The following is a 15,844-nucleotide window of genomic DNA, read 5'->3' as shown; positions in this document are numbered from 1 at the left end:
CGATGGCGCGCCTCTTCATCAAGGACCCGCTCGCGATCCTCTGCGAGGGCGCGGGGGGCGGGATCGTCGTCGAGAACGGCCGGATCGCCGAACTCGTCGCCTCCGGGGCCGCCCCGTCCGCGCCGGTCGATGAGACGTTCGACGCCTCGCGCCATGTCGTGCTGCCCGGCCTCGTCAACACGCATCACCATTTCTACCAGACGCTGACGCGCGCCCATCCCGCCGCCATCGACAAGGAGTTGTTTCCCTGGCTCCAGAGCCTCTACCCGATCTGGGCGCGGCTCGATCCCGACAGCTTCCGCCTGTCGGTGCGGCTGGCGCTGACGGAGCTTCTGATGTCCGGCTGCACCACGGCGGCGGACCACCATTATCTCTTCCCGGACGGGCTGGAGAGCGGGATCGACATCGAGGCGGAGGAGGCGAGAGCGCTCGGCATCCGCGTGACGCTGACGCGCGGCTCAATGAATCTCAGCCAGAAGGACGGCGGGCTGCCGCCGGACAGCGTCGTGCAGGACGAGGACGAGATCCTCGCCGATTCCGAACGGCTGATCGGGCGCTATCACGACCGCTCCGACGGGGCGATGGTGCAGATCGCGCTCGCGCCCTGTTCCCCCTTTTCGGTGACGAAGAGCCTCATGACGGCGAGCGCGGCGCTTGCCGAAACGCACGACTGCCGGCTTCACACCCATCTCGGCGAAACCGAGGACGAGAACCGGTTCTGCGAGGAGGTCTTCGGCTGCCGTCCGGTGGATTATCTGGAAGAGGTCGGCTGGCTCGGCCCCCGGACCTGGCTCGCGCACGGCATCCACTTCACGACCGAGGAGTGCGCCCGGCTCGGGCGGCACCGCGTCGGCGTCTGCCATTGCCCGACCTCGAATGCGGTGCTGGCCTCCGGCTTCTGCCCGGTGGAGGCGCTGGAGGCCGCGGGCAGCCCGGTCGGTCTCGGCGTCGACGGTTCCGCCTCGAACGACGCCTCCAACCTGATCGAGGCCGCGCGCCACGCGCTGATGGTCGGCCGTCTGCGCACGAAGTCGGCCGCAGCCGTCACCGAACGCGGTGTCCTGCGCCTCGCCACCGAAGGCTCCGCCGCCTGCCTGGGGCGCGGCGACATCGGCCGCATCGCGCCGGGGCTGCAGGCCGATCTCGCGCTCTTCACGCTGGACGAGCTTCGCTTTTCCGGCGCCCACGATCCGATCGCCGCCCTCGTCCTCTGCGGCGCGACAAGGGCCGACCGTGTGATGGTGAAGGGCGACTGGCGCGTGGTGGACGCCATGCCGGTCGGGATGGACGTGGCGCGGCTGCGCGCCGAGCACGGGGCGGCGGCGGCGCGGTTCGCGTGACCGCGTCGGAGCGAATGGCTTTGTCCGTCGGGTCCTGGCGTTCGCCGCTTCGCCGGATTGAAGGCGTGACGGCGATGGGCGCGACGTGCCTCATCTCGGCGCGATCGGGTGCTAGACCAGGACCGTCGGCCCCATGATCGAAACGCCGCGCCTTCTCCTGCGTCCCTACGCGCTCGATGATTTCGAAGCCTATGCCGCGCTCGTCGTCGATCCCGCGGTCACCCGCCTCTTCGGCGGGCAACCCATGTCGCGCGAGGATGCCTGGAACCGGCTCCTGCGCTATGCCGGCCATTGGGCGCTTCTCGGCTACGGGATGTTCGCCATCTTCGAGCGCGGGAGCGGTCGCCATGTCGGGGAAACCGGGCTTCTCGATTTCGGCCGCGGTCTCGGTGACGGCTTCGATCCCTATCCCGAGGCCGCCTGGCTGCTCGGCGGCGCGAGCCATGGCCGAGGCTACGCGACGGAAGCGGCCGAAGCCGTCCACGCCTGGTTTGCCGGCATCCATGGCGCGGGACGCACCGTCTGCATCATAGAGCGCGGCAACGACTCCTCGCTGAAGGTCGCCGACAAGCTCGGCTATCAACCGTTCGACGAGACCGTGTACCGCGACAAGAGCTTCGTCATGCTGGAGCGAACGACGGTCTGATCGTTTGGTGCCGCCGCGCTAGGGAGTCTCCACCCGGAACGCCTCCGCATAGTCCGCTTCCTCCAGATTGGCTCCGTCCCCGCCGCGGTCGACGACGAGGAAGTCCGAAACATCCTCAAGCGCGAGGAGCGGGTGGTGCCACGTGCCTTTTCGGTAGGAGACGCCGCGGCCTTGGCCGAGGAAGATGCGCGGCGGGCCGGGGCGGCCGTTCTCGTCGGGGGCGACGGCGACGAGGAACGGGCGGTCCGTCAGCGGCATGAAGGCCTGACTGCCCAGGGGATGGCGCTCCATCATCGCGATCGCCACGGGAAAGGCGAAGGGCTTGCCGCGGAAGATCGAGATGAGGGGGCGGCCGCCGTCTCCCGCGATCTCGACGGGGGCGAGGTCGTGGAAGCGCGTCGTCGTGCCGCCGTTGATGAGGCGGATCTCGCGGGCATTGTCGGGCTCGATCACGTCGCCGAAGGGCTCGAAGGCTTCGATCGTCAAGGCCTCGACGGCAAGGATACGGCTCATGCCGGACCCTTCGAAAAGAGCGCCTCGATGCGGAGCCGGGCGATCTTCTCCACCTCGCGCGAGGCGGTCGCGATCTCCGCCGCGCGCTCATTGCCGATCCGGGCCTCGAACGCCTTCAGGATCTCCGTCTTGCCGGCGCCGGCCGGCCGGATCGCCTTGACCGCGATGATGAAGGGGAAGCCGAAGCGCTGGACATAGGCCGCGTTCAGTTCGGTGAAGCGCCGAAGTTCGTCCGGCGTCAGGCGGTCGAGCCCGGCGGAGGCCTGTTCGGACAAGGAGTCCGGCGTGAGGTCCCCGGCGAGCGCGAGGCGTCCGGCGAGATCGGGATGGGCTTTCAGGATGCCGAGACGCTCCTCCTCGCTTGCCTGCCGGAAGACCGTGTTCAACGCGCCGGAAAGGCCGGCCGGGCTGTCATGGGCGTCGTGGAGGCCCTTGTCGAAGGCGCGCTCCGCGACGAAGGGCGAATGTTCGAAGACGCCGCCGAAGCTTGCGAGGACCGTGTCGCGGTCCATCCGGCTCGGGCGAAGGCCGGGCGCGTAGGGGAAGCGCTCGCGCCAGTGCTTCGCGATGTCGATGCGCCGGGCGACCCAGACGCCGGGCTTCTCCGCGATGTAATCGAGGAAGCGGGCGAGCGCGGCGGCCCGGCCGGGACGGCCGACGAGGCGGCAATGAAGGCCGATGTTCAGCATCTTCGCCGCGCCGGACTCGCCTTCCGCATAGAGCGCGTCGAAGGAGTCCCGGAGATAGGCGAAGAACTGGTCGCCGGAATTGAAGCCGCCGGCGGTGGCGAAGCGCATGTCGTTGGAATCCAGCGTGTAGGGCAGGATCAGGAGCGGGCCGTGCGGTGTATCCTGCCAATAGGGCAGGTCGTCGGCATAGGCGTCGGAAGCGTAGAGGAAGCCGCCCTCTTGCGCGACGAGGTCCAGCGTGTGCTGCGAGGAGCGGCCGGTGTACCAGCCGAGCGGGCGTTCCCCCGTGACGGCGGTGTGGAGCGCGATCGCTTCCGCCATGTGGGCGCGCTCGTGCTCGGCGCTCGCGTCCTTGTACTCGATCCATTTCAGCCCGTGCGAGGCGATCTCCCAGTCCGCCTCCTGCATGGCCTCCACGATCTCCGGCGCGCGCTCCATCGCGGTCGCGACGCCGTAGACGGTCACCGGCAGGTTCCGCTCGGTGAACAGGCGCCAGAGCCGCCAGAAACCGGCGCGGGCCCCGTATTCGTAGATGGATTCCATGTTCATGTGGCGCATGCCCGGCCAAGGCGCGGCGCCGACGATCTCCGACAGGAAGGCCTCCGAGGCCGCGTCGCCGTGCAACACGGAATTCTCGCCGCCCTCCTCGTAGTTCACCACGAACTGCACGCAGATCCTGGCAGGGCCCTCGCCGCCGGGATTGGGCCAATGCGGGTCCGGAGCGTGGCGTCCGTAGCCCCGCAGGTTCCGGGGATAGCGCGGGGAGGGGGCGGTCATGCGGGGCATCCTCGAAGTCTCGTCGGCGATCCCGGTCCGCCTCGCGCAGGGGTGCGAGAGGAGCCGGTCCCTGCCGGGACAGGTCCGGGGCAAGGCTAGGCAAGGGGGATGGCGGGGGCAAGTCGAAGCTTCGAACCTTTCCACTTTACGGCGGGCTCTTTCGCGGTGCATCCTCCCCTGACCACTTGGTCAAAAATCGAGCCATTGGATCCAATGTCGAGAAGGAGAGGCATGGCGGACGGAACGGCCGGGCGGCTCACCACCCATGTGCTCGACACCAGCCTCGGCAAGCCCGCGGCGGGGATGGCCTTGCGGCTCTATGCCATCGAAGGGGCCGACCGTCGCGAAATCCTGGCCGTCCGGACCAATGCGGACGGGCGCTGCGACCAGCCGCTCCTTTCGGGCGAGGCCTTTCGCACGGGGATCTACGAGATCGTCTTCGAGGCCGGCGCCTATCTTCGCGCGACGCAAGGGTCCGCGCTCGCCGAGCCGCTGTTCCTCGACCTGATCCCGATCCGCTTCGGCATGTCCGAGGCCGCGCATTACCATGTGCCGCTGCTCGTCTCGCCCTTCTCCTATTCAACCTATCGAGGCAGTTGATGAGCGAGGCCAGCGGACCCATCCGGTTTCTCCTCAACGGCGCGGAGCGCAGCGTCTCCGGCGTGAAGCCGACGACGACGATCCTCGAACATCTGCGTCGGACCGAGCATCTCACCGGCACGAAGGAGGGTTGCGCGGAGGGCGATTGCGGGGCCTGCACCGTGCTTCTCTCGGAGCCCGACGGGAAGGGCGGGCTCGCCAGACGCGCCGTCAATGCCTGCATCCAGTTCCTGCCGTCGGCGCACGGCCGCGCGATCGAGACGATCGAGCATCTCGGGCGGGACGGACCCCACCCCCTGCAGACCGCGATGGTGGAGCGGCATGGCAGCCAGTGCGGCTTCTGCACGCCGGGCTTCGTGATGCAGCTGCATGCGGGCTGGCTGAACGGGGCGCTCATCGACGGGCATGGAAATGCCGACCGGCAGGGCGTGAAGGACGCGATCTCCGGCAATCTCTGCCGCTGCACCGGCTACGGTCCGATCGTGGAGGCCGGGCTCGATCTCGCGCGCCATCCCGTGCCCGACACGGCCGCCGCCGCCGACGAAGCGACGGCGGCGCGGCTGGCGGATCTACGCGGGACCGGCGTCTTTCGCTACGAGACGCCGGACGGGCTCTGGCTTTCGCCGGGGGATGCCGACGCTCTCGCCGACGCCTACGAGGCGCATCCCGATGCGACGCTGGTCGCGGGCGCGACCGATGTCGGGCTCTGGGTGACCAAGCAGCATCGCGACCTTCCGGTTCTCATCGACGTCTCGCGCGCGGCCGATCTCCGCCTGATCGAGGAGGGACCGGGCGCGCTCTACATCGGAGCCGGCGTCACGCACACCGAGGCGCATGGCCGGCTCGCCGAGATCCACCCCGACATCGGCGAACTCGTGCGGCGCTTCGCGGGACGGCAGATCCGCAATGCCGGAACGATCGGCGGCAACATCGCCAACGGCTCGCCGATCGGCGACATGGCGCCGGCGCTGATCGCGCTCGGCGCGCGGGTCCACCTGCGCAAGGGCGATGTCGGCCGCTCGCTGCCGCTGGAGGATTTCTTCATCTCCTATGGAAAGCAGGACCGGACGTCGTCGGAGTTCGTCGCGGCGCTCGAAGTGCCGGTGCTCGGACCTCACCAGCTCTTTTCCTGCCACAAGATCTCCAAGCGTTTCGATTCCGACATCTCGGCCGTGCTCGCGGCCTTCCGCCTGACGATCGAGGAGGGGGTCGTCGCCGAGGCGCGGCTCGCCTTCGGCGGCATGGCGGCGACGCCCAAGCGCGCTGCCATGGCGGAGGCCGCCCTGCTCGGGGCGCCGTTCGACGCGGCGGCGGCGGAGCGGGCCGCCTCGAAGCTCGGCGAGGATTTCACGCCGCTCGACGACATGCGCGCGTCCAGCGCCTACCGGCTGACGGTCGCGAGGAACCTCCTCCTGCGCTTTGGTCTCGAGGCGTCCGGCGCGCCGCGCGCCCGCGTCCTCGAGATCGCCTGAGCGCCATGGGCCTGAATGTCCGGTGCCTGCGTGTCCGTGGCCCGAGCGGCCGGGGCCCTAACTCCATGGGCCCGAGCTCCCGGGGTCTGAGCGACGGGGCAGGAGCGGAACGGGCATGAGCGTGGCAACGAAGATCGGGATGGCGCGATGAGCCAAGAGCTGGGCGAGACCCGCATTCAGGACCGCGGCGAGGCCGGGACGATCGTTCCCGATCTCCACCACGACCTTCCTCCCGCCAAGGAATCGATCACCGGCGGCGTCGCGGCAAGGCTCGCCCATGACAGCGCGGCCAAGCATGTCTCGGGCGCGGCCCGCTACATCGACGACGACCCGGAACTGCCGGGCACGCTGCACTGCTACATCGCGATGTCGACGCGCGCCCATGCGCGGATCGTTTCGATGGATCTTGCCGCCGTGCGCGCCGCGCCCGGCGTCGCCCTCGTGCTGACGGCCGCCGACATCCCCGGCAAGAACGACTATTCGCCGGTCTTCGGCGACGACCCGATCTTCGCGACGACGGAGGTCGAGTATGTCGGCCAGTCGATCTTCGCCGTCGCCGCCGAAACGCTCGATCTGGCGCGCCGCGCGGCGAAGCTCGCCGAGGTCCACTACGAGGATCTTCCCGCCGCGATCACGATCGACGAGGCCGAGCGCTTCGCCGACGAGGCCGGGGCCGATCTCCTGCCGGCGCACGAGATGCGTCTCGGCGATGCCGGCGCGGCCCTGGCGGGAGCCGCGACGCGCGTCTCCGGCGCGCTCGATCTCGGTGGACAGGACCATTTCTACCTCGAAGGACAGATCGCGGTCGCGGTTCCCGGCGAGGACGGCGACGTCACCGTGCGCTCCTCCACGCAGCATCCCTCCGAGGTCCAGCACAATGTGGCCAAGGCCTTGGGCGTCCCGGACCACGTCGTGACGGTGGAGATCCGGCGCATGGGCGGCGGCTTCGGCGGCAAGGAAAGCCAGCCGGCGCTGTTCGCGGCGGTCGCGGCGCTCACCGCCGTCAAGACCGGGCGGGCGGCGAAATGCCGGCTCGACCGCGACGACGACATGGAGATGACGGGCAAGCGCCACGAGGCGCGCATCCGCTACGATCTCGGCTTCGACACGGAGGGGCGGATCGTGGCGGCCGAGATGGAGCAGCTGATCCGCTGCGGCTATTCCAAGGACCTGTCCGGCGCGATCGCCGACCGCGCGATGTTCCATGCCGACAACGCCTATGCGCTGTCCGCCGCGCGAATCCATTCGCGCCGGCTGAAGACGCACACGGTCTCCAACACCGCCTTTCGCGGTTTCGGCGGGCCGCAGGGCATGGTCGGCATCGAGCGCGCCATGGACAAGGCGGCGTTCTCCCTCGGGCTCGATCCCCTCGACCTGCGCAAGCGCAACTTCTATCCGGCCGAGGGCGGGGCGCTGACGCCCTACCACATGGAGGTGACGGACTGCGTCATCGCCGAGATGGTGGAGGAGCTGGAAACATCCTCGGACTACCGCGCGCGGCGGGCCGCCGTGACCGCGTTCAACGCGCAGAACCGGATCCTGAAGAAGGGTTTGGCGCTGACCCCGGTGAAGTTCGGCATCTCCTTCACGACGAGCCATCTCAACCAGGCCGGCGCGCTCGTCCATATCTACAAGGACGGCTCGGTGGCGCTGAACCACGGCGGCACCGAGATGGGGCAGGGGCTCTTCACCAAGGTCGCGCAGGTCGTGGCGGAAGAGTTCCAGATCGACGTCGAGCGCATCCGCATCACCGGCACGACGACCGCCAAGGTGCCGAACACCTCCGCGACGGCGGCCTCCTCGGGCTCCGATCTCAACGGCATGGCGGCGCAGGCCGCGTCGCGAACCATCAAGGACCGGCTGATCGCCTATGCCGTGGAGCGCTACCACGTGCCGGTCGATCAGGTCGTCTTCCTTCCGAACCGGGTGCGGATCGGCAACGAGGAGAAGAGCTTCAACGATCTCGTCGGCGAGGCCTATCTCGCCCGCGTTTCCCTTTCCTCGACGGGCTTCTACGCGACGCCCGGCATTTCCTACGACCGCGAGAGCGCGAGCGGCAAGCCGTTCTACTACTTCGCCTATGGCGCGGCCTGCTCGGAGGTCGTGATCGACACGATGACCGGCGAGAACCGGCTCCTGCGGGCCGACATCCTCCACGATTGCGGTCGCTCGCTGAACCCGGCCCTCGATCTCGGGCAGATCGAGGGCGGCTTCATCCAGGGCATGGGCTGGCTGACGATGGAGGAGCTCTGGTGGGACAAGGCCGGGCGCCTTCGCACCCACGCGCCCTCCACCTACAAGATCCCGACGGCGAACGACCGGCCCGACGACCTCCGCGTTCGGCTTTGGGAGAAGGGCTACAACCGGGCCGAGACGATCTACCGGTCGAAGGCGGTGGGCGAGCCGCCCTTCATGCTCGCCATTTCGGTCTTCTCCGCGCTGACCGACGCGGTCCTGGCGGCCGGCGAGGGGCGGGCGTTCCCCGATCTCGACGCCCCGGCGACGCCGGAGCGGGTGCTGGCGGCCGTCGAGGCGGTGCGGGGACGGTGATGGAACGCTCGCCCCTCCAGATCTCGCCTCGGAATCTGCGCGATGCGCGGACGGGCATCCACGGACGCCGTTTCGCACGGTCGGTTCCATGACCATCCTTCCCGCCCTCCGTTCCGCCGTCGCCGCCGACACGCCCGCCATCCTCGTTCGCGTCGCGCAAGCCTTGGGCTCGACGCCGCGCGAGACCGATGCGGCGATGCTGGTGACCTCCAGGGATGCCGTGGGGACGGTCGGCGGCGGGCGTCTGGAACTGATGGCGATGGACGAGGCGCGGGCGATGATCGGGGACGGGCGCGAGAGCGCCCGGCTCGACGTGCCGCTCGGGCCTTCGATCGGCCAATGCTGCGGCGGCCGCGTCGTCCTGGCGCTCGCGCGGGTCGACGCCGCGCTTCTGGCGCACGAGGAGGCGCGCGAGGCGGAGCGGCTGAAGGCCTTGCCGGCGGTCCTCGTCTTCGGCGCCGGGCATACGGGACACGCGCTGGCGAAGGCGCTGGCGCTGCTTCCGCTGCAGACGACGGTCGTCGACACGCGGCCGGAGCGGCTGGCGGGCCTCCCGGAGGGCGTCCTCGCCCAGGCGCTCGCCATACCCGAGGACGCGGTTCGTGCGGCGCGGCCGGGCAGCGCCTTCGTCGTCGTGACGCATGACCACGCGCTGGACTTCCTCGTCGCGGAAGCAGCGCTGGCGAGGGGGGACGCGGCCTATGTCGGCATGATCGGCTCGGCCACCAAGCGCGCGACCTTCCGGAACCGGCTTCGGGAGGGGGGCCGCGAAAGCCTGATCGACAGGTTGATCCTGCCAATCGGCGGCTCGTTCCTCCGCGACAAGCGCCCGGACATCATCGCCGCCCTGACCGTTGCGGAGCTCGCCGAAATCCTCTTCTCCAAACGCGAGGAAAACGTCGCGCCGCCCTTGGCGAAGCGAATGCGGCGATGCAATAGTGGGCAGACGGAGGGTCCGACCATTTCAGCATCAGCGACGCCCCATGCGACTTGAACTCGCCCATATCACGAAGCGCTTTCCGGGCGTCGTCGCCAATTCCGACGTTTCCTTCGCTGTCGGGGCGGGCAAGATCCATGCGCTGCTCGGCGAGAACGGCGCGGGCAAGTCGACCCTCGTGAAAATCATCTACGGCGTGCAGCGCGCCGACGAAGGCACCCTTCTCTGGGACGGAAAGCCGGTGGTGATCGACAGCCCGCGCGAGGCGCGCCGGCTCGGCATCGGCATGGTCTTCCAGCACTTCTCGCTGTTCGAGGCGATGACGGTGCTGGAGAACATCGCGCTCGGCATGGATCATCCGCCGCCGCGGCGCGAGCTGGAGGCGCGCATCCGCGCCGTGCTCGCCCAATACGATCTCGCGCTCGATCCCCATCGCGACGTCCACACGCTGTCGGTCGGCGAGCGCCAGCGCATCGAGATCGTGCGCGCGCTGCTGACCCATCCGAAGCTTCTCATCATGGACGAGCCGACCTCGGTCCTGACGCCGCAGGAGGTCGAGAAGCTTTTCGAAACGTTGCGGAAACTGGCGGCGGGCGGCTGCTCGATCCTCTACATCTCGCACAAGCTCGGCGAGATCAAAGCGCTCTGCGAGAGCGCGACGATCCTGCGCTTCGGCAAGGTCGTGGCGACCTGCGATCCCCGCGCGGAGACGACGCGCTCCATGGCCGAGATGATGATCGGCGGCGCCTTGAAGGACCTGTCCTCGAAGGAGGCCTGCGTCTACGGGGGCGAGCGCTTCAGCGTTTCCGGCCTGTCCGCACCCGGCGCGGAGCCGTTCGGCACGGCCTTGAAGGACATTTCGTTCACCGTGCGCGGCGGCGAGATCCTCGGCATCGCCGGGGTCGCCGGCAACGGTCAGAACGAGCTCGTCGCGGCCCTCGCCGGCGAGACGCCGTCGACGGGAAGGATCGCCATCGACGGCGCCTCGATCAGCGCGCTCGGCGTCACGCAGCGCCGAAAGCGCGGGCTCGCCAGCGTGCCGGAGGAGCGCAACGGCCACGCCGCCGTACCGGGCATGTCGCTGATGGAAAACGCCATCCTTTCCGCGCGAACGCGGCGCGGCCTCAGCGCCGGCGGCTTCCTGAAGCCCGGCGCGGCGACGGCCTATGCCAGCGGCGTCATCGCCGCCTTCGGCGTGAGAACGACCGGGCCGAAAGCGCTCGCCTCGAGCCTGTCCGGCGGCAATCTCCAGAAGTTCATCATGGGCCGCGAAATCGGGCAGGACCCGACGGTCCTCGTCGTGTCCCAGCCGACCTGGGGCGTCGATGCGGGCGCCGCCGGCTTCATCCGGCAGGCGATGATCGACCTCGTCGCCAAGGGCGCGGCGATCGTCGTCATCAGCCAGGATCTCGACGAACTCCTCGAGCTCTCGGACCGGATCGCCGTCATCAACGAGGGCCGGCTGTCGCGCGTCATGGACGTGAAGGGCGTCTCGATCGAGGAGATCGGCCTTCTCATGGGCGGCGTGCACGGCGCGGATCCCGCGCCTTCCGTCAGCGTTCCGGAGGCGGCGTCGCATGGGGCTTAAGCTGCAGAAGCGTCTCGCACCGAGCCGCACGATGATGCTGGCCTCGCCCGTGATCGCGGTGCTGGCGACCGTGGTGGCGGGCGCGATCGTCTTCACGCTCCTCGGCTATGACGGGCTCGGCGCGATCTGGCAGATCTTCGTCGCGCCGCTGCTCTCGGCCTACCGCTGGCAGGACCTCCTGGTGAAGGCCGCGCCGCTCGCCACGATCGCGATCGGTCTGTCCATCGGCTTCCGCGCCAATGTCTGGAACATCGGGGCCGAAGGCCAGTACGTGCTCGGCGGGCTCGCCGGCACGGGACTTGCGCTCGCCACGCACGACATGACGGGATCCTGGATCCTGCCGACGATGATCCTTTGCGGCATCGTCGGCGGCATCGCGTGGTCCGCGATCCCCGCGATCCTGAAGACGAGGCTCGGCGTCAACGAGATCCTGTCCAGCCTCATGCTGAACTACGTCGCCATCCAGCTTCTCTATTACCTGATGCGCGGGCCCTGGAAGGACCCGATGGGCTTCAACTTCCCGCAGACCGTGCTCTTCTCCGAATGGCAGACGCTGCCGATCGCCGTGTCCGGGACGCTGATCCACATCGGCGTTCCGATCGCCGCCGCGCTCGGGCTCGCCGTCTGGTTCTTCGTCGCGCGCACGGTGACCGGATTCCAGCTCCGCGTCGTCGGCCTCGCGCCGGACGCCGCGCGCTACGGCGGCTTCCGCGAGAAGCGGACGGTCTGGCTGGCGCTCGCGCTCGGCGGGGCCTGCGCGGGCCTTGCGGGCGTTCTGGAGGTCGCGGGCCCCTTCGGTCAGATGGTGCCGGCCTTTCCCACGGGCTACGGCTACACCGCCATCATCGTCGCCTTTCTCGGACGGCTTCACCCCGTCGGCATCCTTCTGGCGGCGCTGGTCCTGGCGCTGACCTATGTGGGCGGCGAAAGCGCGCAGACGACGATCGGCCTGCCCGCGGCGGCAGCCGGCGTGTTCCAGGCGATGATGCTCTTCTTCCTGCTCGCCGCCGACATCATGGTGCGCTACCGCATCGTCTCCGACCGCGAGCCGGCGGCTGCGGCTCCCGCGCCCGCTCCGGCCCCCGTTCGCGAAGGCGCCACCGCATGACCACCGCGCTTCTCGTCTCGATCCTGATGACGGTCGCGGCCGCGGCGACCCCCATCCTCATCGCCGCGCTCGGCGAGCTTGTCGTCGAGAAGGCCGGCGTCCTCAATCTCGGCGTCGAGGGCATGATGCTGATCGGCGCCGTCACGGGGTTCGCCGTCTCGGTGACGACGGGCGTGCCGGCGCTCGGCGCCATCGCGGCCATGGGAACGGCGGCGGCGGCCTCGCTGATCTTCGCCTATCTGACGCTGACCCTGACGGCGAACCAGGTCGCGACGGGTCTCGCGCTCACCATCTTCGGCACCGGCGTCTCGGCGCTGGCGGGCGCGCCCTTCGTCGGCATCACGACGGGCACGCTCGGGCTTCTCTTTCCGCCCGCGCTCGCGGAAGATCCCATGCTGCGGCTCGTCTTCGGCCATTCGCCGCTGGTCTATCTGGCGCTCATCCTCACCGCCGCGGTCTGGTGGTTCCTGAAGCACACGCGGGCGGGGCTCGTGCTGAGGGCGATCGGGGAGTCCGATTCCGCCGCGCATTCGATCGGCTATCCCGTGCTGAGGGTGCGCTATCTCGCCGTCCTGTTCGGCGGCGCGATGGCAGGGCTCGCGGGTTCCTATTATTCGCTGGTGCTGACGCCGATGTGGGCGGAGCGACTGACGGCCGGGCGCGGCTGGATCGCCATCGCGCTCGTCGTCTTCGCCTCCTGGCGGCCGGGGCGCCTCGCGCTCGGCGCTTATCTCTTCGGCGCGGTGCTGACGCTGGAGCTGCAGGCGAAAGCCGCCGGCTTCTCGATGCTGGCGCCCGAATTCCTGTCGAGCCTTCCCTATCTCGCCACCATCCTCGTCCTCGCCCTGATCTCGATCGGGCGCAAGGGTCGAGCGACGGCGGCGCCCGCCTGCCTCGGTCAGCCATTCCGGGCGAGCACCTGAGATCCCGATCCGCTTCCACCGTTCCACGAGGAGAGTTCCATGATCGACCTGTCACGCCGCCGCCTGCTCGCCACCGGCGCCACGCTTGCCGCCGTCTCGGCCATGCCGGGCGTCGTCACGCGCGTCTTCGCGCAGGCACCCAAGGAGAAGGTCAAGGCGGCCTTCGTCTATGTCGGACCCGTCGGCGATTTCGGCTGGACCTTCGCCCATGATCAGGGGCGAAAGTATCTCGTCGAGAAGCTCGGCGACAAGGTCGAGACGAGCTTCGTCGAGAACGTCGCGGAAGGCCCGGACGCCGAGCGCGTCATCCGCCAGCTCGCCCAGGCCGGCAACGACATCGTCTTCACCACGTCCTTCGGTTTCATGCAGCCGACCGTGAAGGTCGCCAAGCAGTTCCCGGACGTGAAGTTCGAGCACGCGACCGGCTACATGACCGCGCCCAATCTCGGCATCTACAATTCGCGCTTCTACGAGGGCCGCGCGGTTCTCGGCACGATCGCGGCCATGATGTCGAAGACCGGCAAGGGCGGCTATGTCGCCTCCTTCCCGATCCCCGAAGTCGTCATGGGCATCAACGCCTTCACGCTCGCCGCCCGCAAGGTGAACCCGGCCTTCACGACGCAGGTCGTCTGGGTGAACTCCTGGTACGACCCGGCCAAGGAGGCGCAGGCCGCCTCCGCCCTCATCGACCAGGGCGCCGACGCGATCACCCAGCACACGGATTCGCCGGGTCCCCTGCAGGAGGCCGAGAAGCGCGGCGTCATTGCCTTCGGCCAGGCCTGGGACATGACGAGCTTCGCGCCGAACGCTCACATGACGGCGATCGTCGACAACTGGGGCCCGTACTATGTCGAGCAGATCGAGAAGATCCTCGCCGGTACCTGGAAGGCCGGCGACGTCTGGGCCGGCATGAAGGAAGGCGAGGTCGCCATGGCGCCCTTCAACGCCAAGATGCCCGAGGACGTGAAGGCCGCCGCCCAGAAGATCGTCGACGAGACGAAGGCCGGCACCTACAAGATCTTCACCGGCCCGATCAAGGATCAGTCCGGCGCCGAGAAGATCGCGGCGGGAGCCGAAGTGCCGGACGCGGACCTCCTGAAGATGGACTGGTACGTGGAGGGCGTGGCGTCGTAAGAGCGCAGCCATCTGACCAGATTTGGCGGGCGCTGCGAGGCGCCCCCTCTGTCCTGCCGGACATCTCCCCCTCGAGGGGGAGATCAGGCTTATCTCTGCCGGTCGAACTGCCGATCTTCCCCCTTGAGAGGAGATGCCGGGCAGGGCAGGGGGACGAGAGACCTCGGCTCTTCGAACCGGCCGCATGCGCTTGATCGGCGCGTAGACGAAACCAACCGCCGCACTCTCGCGCGGCCTCCACCGGCAAGGCACCAGCCATGGGCACCTATCTCACCGAATGGCTGCAGTTCGCCGTGCGCTGGCTGCATGTCGTGACCGCCATCGCCTGGATCGGCTCGTCCTTCTACTTCATCGCGCTCGATCTCGGCCTCCGGAAGCAGCGCGAGCCGGTGCCGGGCGTCGGCGGCGAGGCGTGGCAGGTGCATGGCGGCGGCTTCTACCATGTGCAGAAGTACATGGTCGCGCCGGCGCACATGCCGGAGGAGCTGACCTGGTTCAAATGGGAGAGCTATGCGACCTGGCTGTCCGGGTTCGCGCTCCTGTTCCTCGTCTATTATCTCGGCGCGGAGCTCTACCTGATCGATCCCGAACGCGCGGATCTCGCGCCCTGGAGCGCGACGGCGATCGGGATCGCCGGGCTCGCCCTCGGCTGGATCGTCTACGATTTCCTCTGCAAGTCGCCGCTGAAATCGAACGATACGGCGCTCCTCGCCGCGCTCTTCGTCTATGTCGTCCTCGCCAGCTACATCTTCTCGCAGCTCTTTTCCGGGCGCGGCGCGATGCTCCACACCGGCGCGATGATCGCGACGATCATGACGGCGAACGTTCTGATGATCATCATGCCGAACCAGCGGATCGTGGTCGCCGACCTGAAAGCCGGGCGCACGCCCGAGGCGCGGCTCGGCGCGGAGGCCAAGCAGCGCTCGCTTCACAACAATTATCTGACGCTGCCCGTCGTCTTCCTGATGCTCTCCAACCACTATCCGCTCGCCTTCGCCACGGAGTGGAACTGGGCGATCGCCGGACTGGTGCTCCTGATGGGCGCGGTGATCCGGCATTACTTCAACACGTTCCACAAGACGCACCGGAAGCTCTGGTGGTGCTGGGTCGTGGCGGGCGTGCTGTTCGCCGCCGTCATCACGCTCTCGGGCTCGCCCGGCTGGCGGGCGGAGGCGCCCGTCGAGGGCGCGGCGCGGGAATGGCGCAAGGACCCGGAGGTGGCACTCGCGGCCTCGCCGCAATTCGAGGAGGTGCAGGGCATCCTTCAGTCGCGCTGCTCGATGTGCCATGGGCGCGAGCCGCTCTGGCCGGGCATCGGCCATGCCCCGAAGGCGGTCTATCTGGAGACCGCCGACGATATGATCTTCCATGCGAGCCAGATCGCGACCCAGGCCGTGCGCAGCCATGCCATGCCGCCCGGCAACGTGACCGGGCTCGAGCCGGCGGAGCGCGAGGTGCTCGCGCAATGGCTGGGGATCGGCTAGACGAAACACCTCCGTTCTTCGATCCGCCGCGCCTTGCCGCCGTGCCGTGACGAAGGACGACCTCCGGCCTCGTTGCGGGGGTT

Annotated in this window: 13 protein-coding genes; 11 read left to right on the top strand and 2 right to left on the bottom strand. The window is 68.9% G+C overall.

The annotated features are described in order from the left end of the window. Positions 1-2: 2 nt before the first annotated feature. Complete coding sequence (locus tag ASG43_RS14515; protein WP_056506327.1) at positions 3-1,340, top strand: 8-oxoguanine deaminase; 1,338 nt, start codon at positions 3-5, stop codon at positions 1,338-1,340. A 133-nt stretch (positions 1,341-1,473) separates the two neighbouring features. After that, positions 1,474-1,986: a GNAT family N-acetyltransferase gene (locus ASG43_RS14510; protein WP_056506323.1), complete on the top strand. Its 513-nt coding sequence runs from the start codon at positions 1,474-1,476 to the stop codon at positions 1,984-1,986. Positions 1,987-2,004: 18 nt separating this feature from the next. On the opposite strand, the gene ASG43_RS14505 is transcribed toward ASG43_RS14510, so the two are convergent. Then, positions 2,005-2,499 (bottom strand): ureidoglycolate lyase, encoded by a 495-nt coding sequence (locus ASG43_RS14505; protein ID WP_056506321.1) that lies wholly within the window; start codon positions 2,497-2,499, stop codon positions 2,005-2,007. Continuing rightward, positions 2,496-3,965 (bottom strand): allantoinase PuuE, encoded by a 1,470-nt coding sequence (gene puuE / locus ASG43_RS14500; protein ID WP_056506318.1) that lies wholly within the window; start codon positions 3,963-3,965, stop codon positions 2,496-2,498. The genes ASG43_RS14505 and puuE overlap by 4 nt, the downstream gene beginning before the upstream one ends. A gap of 231 nt (positions 3,966-4,196) precedes the next feature. Here puuE and uraH point away from each other — a divergent pair, with 231 nt between their 5' ends. The 9 genes from uraH (at position 4,197) to ASG43_RS14455 (ending at position 15,761) form a co-directional block, all read left to right on the top strand. Next, positions 4,197-4,565 (top strand): hydroxyisourate hydrolase, encoded by a 369-nt coding sequence (gene uraH / locus ASG43_RS14495; RefSeq protein ID WP_056506315.1) that lies wholly within the window; start codon positions 4,197-4,199, stop codon positions 4,563-4,565. Beyond that, positions 4,565-6,037, top strand: a complete 1,473-nt coding sequence (gene xdhA / locus ASG43_RS14490) for a xanthine dehydrogenase small subunit (protein ID WP_056506311.1) — start codon at positions 4,565-4,567, stop codon at positions 6,035-6,037. The genes uraH and xdhA overlap by 1 nt, the downstream gene beginning before the upstream one ends. A 147-nt stretch (positions 6,038-6,184) precedes the next feature. After that, positions 6,185-8,587, top strand: coding sequence for a xanthine dehydrogenase molybdopterin binding subunit (gene xdhB / locus ASG43_RS14485; RefSeq protein ID WP_082490923.1), 2,403 nt, complete (start codon positions 6,185-6,187; stop codon positions 8,585-8,587). 88 nt (positions 8,588-8,675) lie between these two features. After that, positions 8,676-9,581 carry a xanthine dehydrogenase accessory protein XdhC gene (gene xdhC, locus ASG43_RS14480; RefSeq protein ID WP_056506308.1) on the top strand — a complete coding sequence of 302 codons (906 nt, stop codon included), beginning with the start codon at positions 8,676-8,678 and terminating at the stop codon, positions 9,579-9,581. Further along, complete coding sequence (locus ASG43_RS14475; protein ID WP_056506305.1) at positions 9,571-11,112, top strand: ABC transporter ATP-binding protein; 1,542 nt, start codon at positions 9,571-9,573, stop codon at positions 11,110-11,112. Before xdhC ends, ASG43_RS14475 begins: the two co-directional genes overlap by 11 nt. Continuing rightward, complete coding sequence (locus ASG43_RS14470) at positions 11,102-12,220, top strand: ABC transporter permease (RefSeq protein ID WP_056506302.1); 1,119 nt, start codon at positions 11,102-11,104, stop codon at positions 12,218-12,220. Before ASG43_RS14475 ends, ASG43_RS14470 begins: the two co-directional genes overlap by 11 nt. Further along, entirely contained in the window at positions 12,217-13,143 is a 927-nt protein-coding gene (locus ASG43_RS14465) for an ABC transporter permease (protein ID WP_056506299.1), read from the top strand. The genes ASG43_RS14470 and ASG43_RS14465 overlap by 4 nt, the downstream gene beginning before the upstream one ends. Before the next feature lie 102 nt (positions 13,144-13,245). Then, on the top strand, positions 13,246-14,277 hold the full coding sequence (locus ASG43_RS14460) for a BMP family ABC transporter substrate-binding protein (RefSeq protein WP_244488115.1): 1,032 nt from the start codon (positions 13,246-13,248) through the stop codon (positions 14,275-14,277). A 257-nt stretch (positions 14,278-14,534) separates the two neighbouring features. Next, positions 14,535-15,761, top strand: coding sequence for a urate hydroxylase PuuD (locus ASG43_RS14455; protein WP_056506294.1), 1,227 nt, complete (start codon positions 14,535-14,537; stop codon positions 15,759-15,761). The last annotated feature ends 83 nt before the right edge of the window (positions 15,762-15,844 follow it).

Origin of the sequence: Aureimonas sp. Leaf454 (assembly GCF_001424685.1) — a bacterium.
Taxonomy (GTDB): domain Bacteria; phylum Pseudomonadota; class Alphaproteobacteria; order Rhizobiales; family Rhizobiaceae; genus Plantimonas.
The sequence above is the reverse complement of the archived record's forward strand: the minus strand, read 5'-3'. Positions and strand labels throughout refer to the sequence as shown.

What these genes read in the sequence shown, in the direction of transcription:
- ASG43_RS14515 (WP_056506327.1), top strand. Translation starts at nt 3, where the DNA reads ATGGCGCGCCTCTTCATCAAGGACCCGCTCGCGATCCTCTGCGAGGGC.
- ASG43_RS14510 (WP_056506323.1), top strand. Translation starts at nt 1,474, where the DNA reads ATGATCGAAACGCCGCGCCTTCTCCTGCGTCCCTACGCGCTCGATGAT.
- ASG43_RS14505 (WP_056506321.1), bottom strand. Translation starts at nt 2,499, where the DNA reads ATGAGCCGTATCCTTGCCGTCGAGGCCTTGACGATCGAAGCCTTCGAG.
- puuE (WP_056506318.1), bottom strand. Translation starts at nt 3,965, where the DNA reads ATGACCGCCCCCTCCCCGCGCTATCCCCGGAACCTGCGGGGCTACGGA.
- uraH (WP_056506315.1), top strand. Translation starts at nt 4,197, where the DNA reads ATGGCGGACGGAACGGCCGGGCGGCTCACCACCCATGTGCTCGACACC.
- xdhA (WP_056506311.1), top strand. Translation starts at nt 4,565, where the DNA reads ATGAGCGAGGCCAGCGGACCCATCCGGTTTCTCCTCAACGGCGCGGAG.
- xdhB (WP_082490923.1), top strand. Translation starts at nt 6,185, where the DNA reads ATGAGCCAAGAGCTGGGCGAGACCCGCATTCAGGACCGCGGCGAGGCC.
- xdhC (WP_056506308.1), top strand. Translation starts at nt 8,676, where the DNA reads ATGACCATCCTTCCCGCCCTCCGTTCCGCCGTCGCCGCCGACACGCCC.
- ASG43_RS14475 (WP_056506305.1), top strand. Translation starts at nt 9,571, where the DNA reads ATGCGACTTGAACTCGCCCATATCACGAAGCGCTTTCCGGGCGTCGTC.
- ASG43_RS14470 (WP_056506302.1), top strand. Translation starts at nt 11,102, where the DNA reads ATGGGGCTTAAGCTGCAGAAGCGTCTCGCACCGAGCCGCACGATGATG.
- ASG43_RS14465 (WP_056506299.1), top strand. Translation starts at nt 12,217, where the DNA reads ATGACCACCGCGCTTCTCGTCTCGATCCTGATGACGGTCGCGGCCGCG.
- ASG43_RS14460 (WP_244488115.1), top strand. Translation starts at nt 13,246, where the DNA reads ATGCCGGGCGTCGTCACGCGCGTCTTCGCGCAGGCACCCAAGGAGAAG.
- ASG43_RS14455 (WP_056506294.1), top strand. Translation starts at nt 14,535, where the DNA reads ATGGGCACCTATCTCACCGAATGGCTGCAGTTCGCCGTGCGCTGGCTG.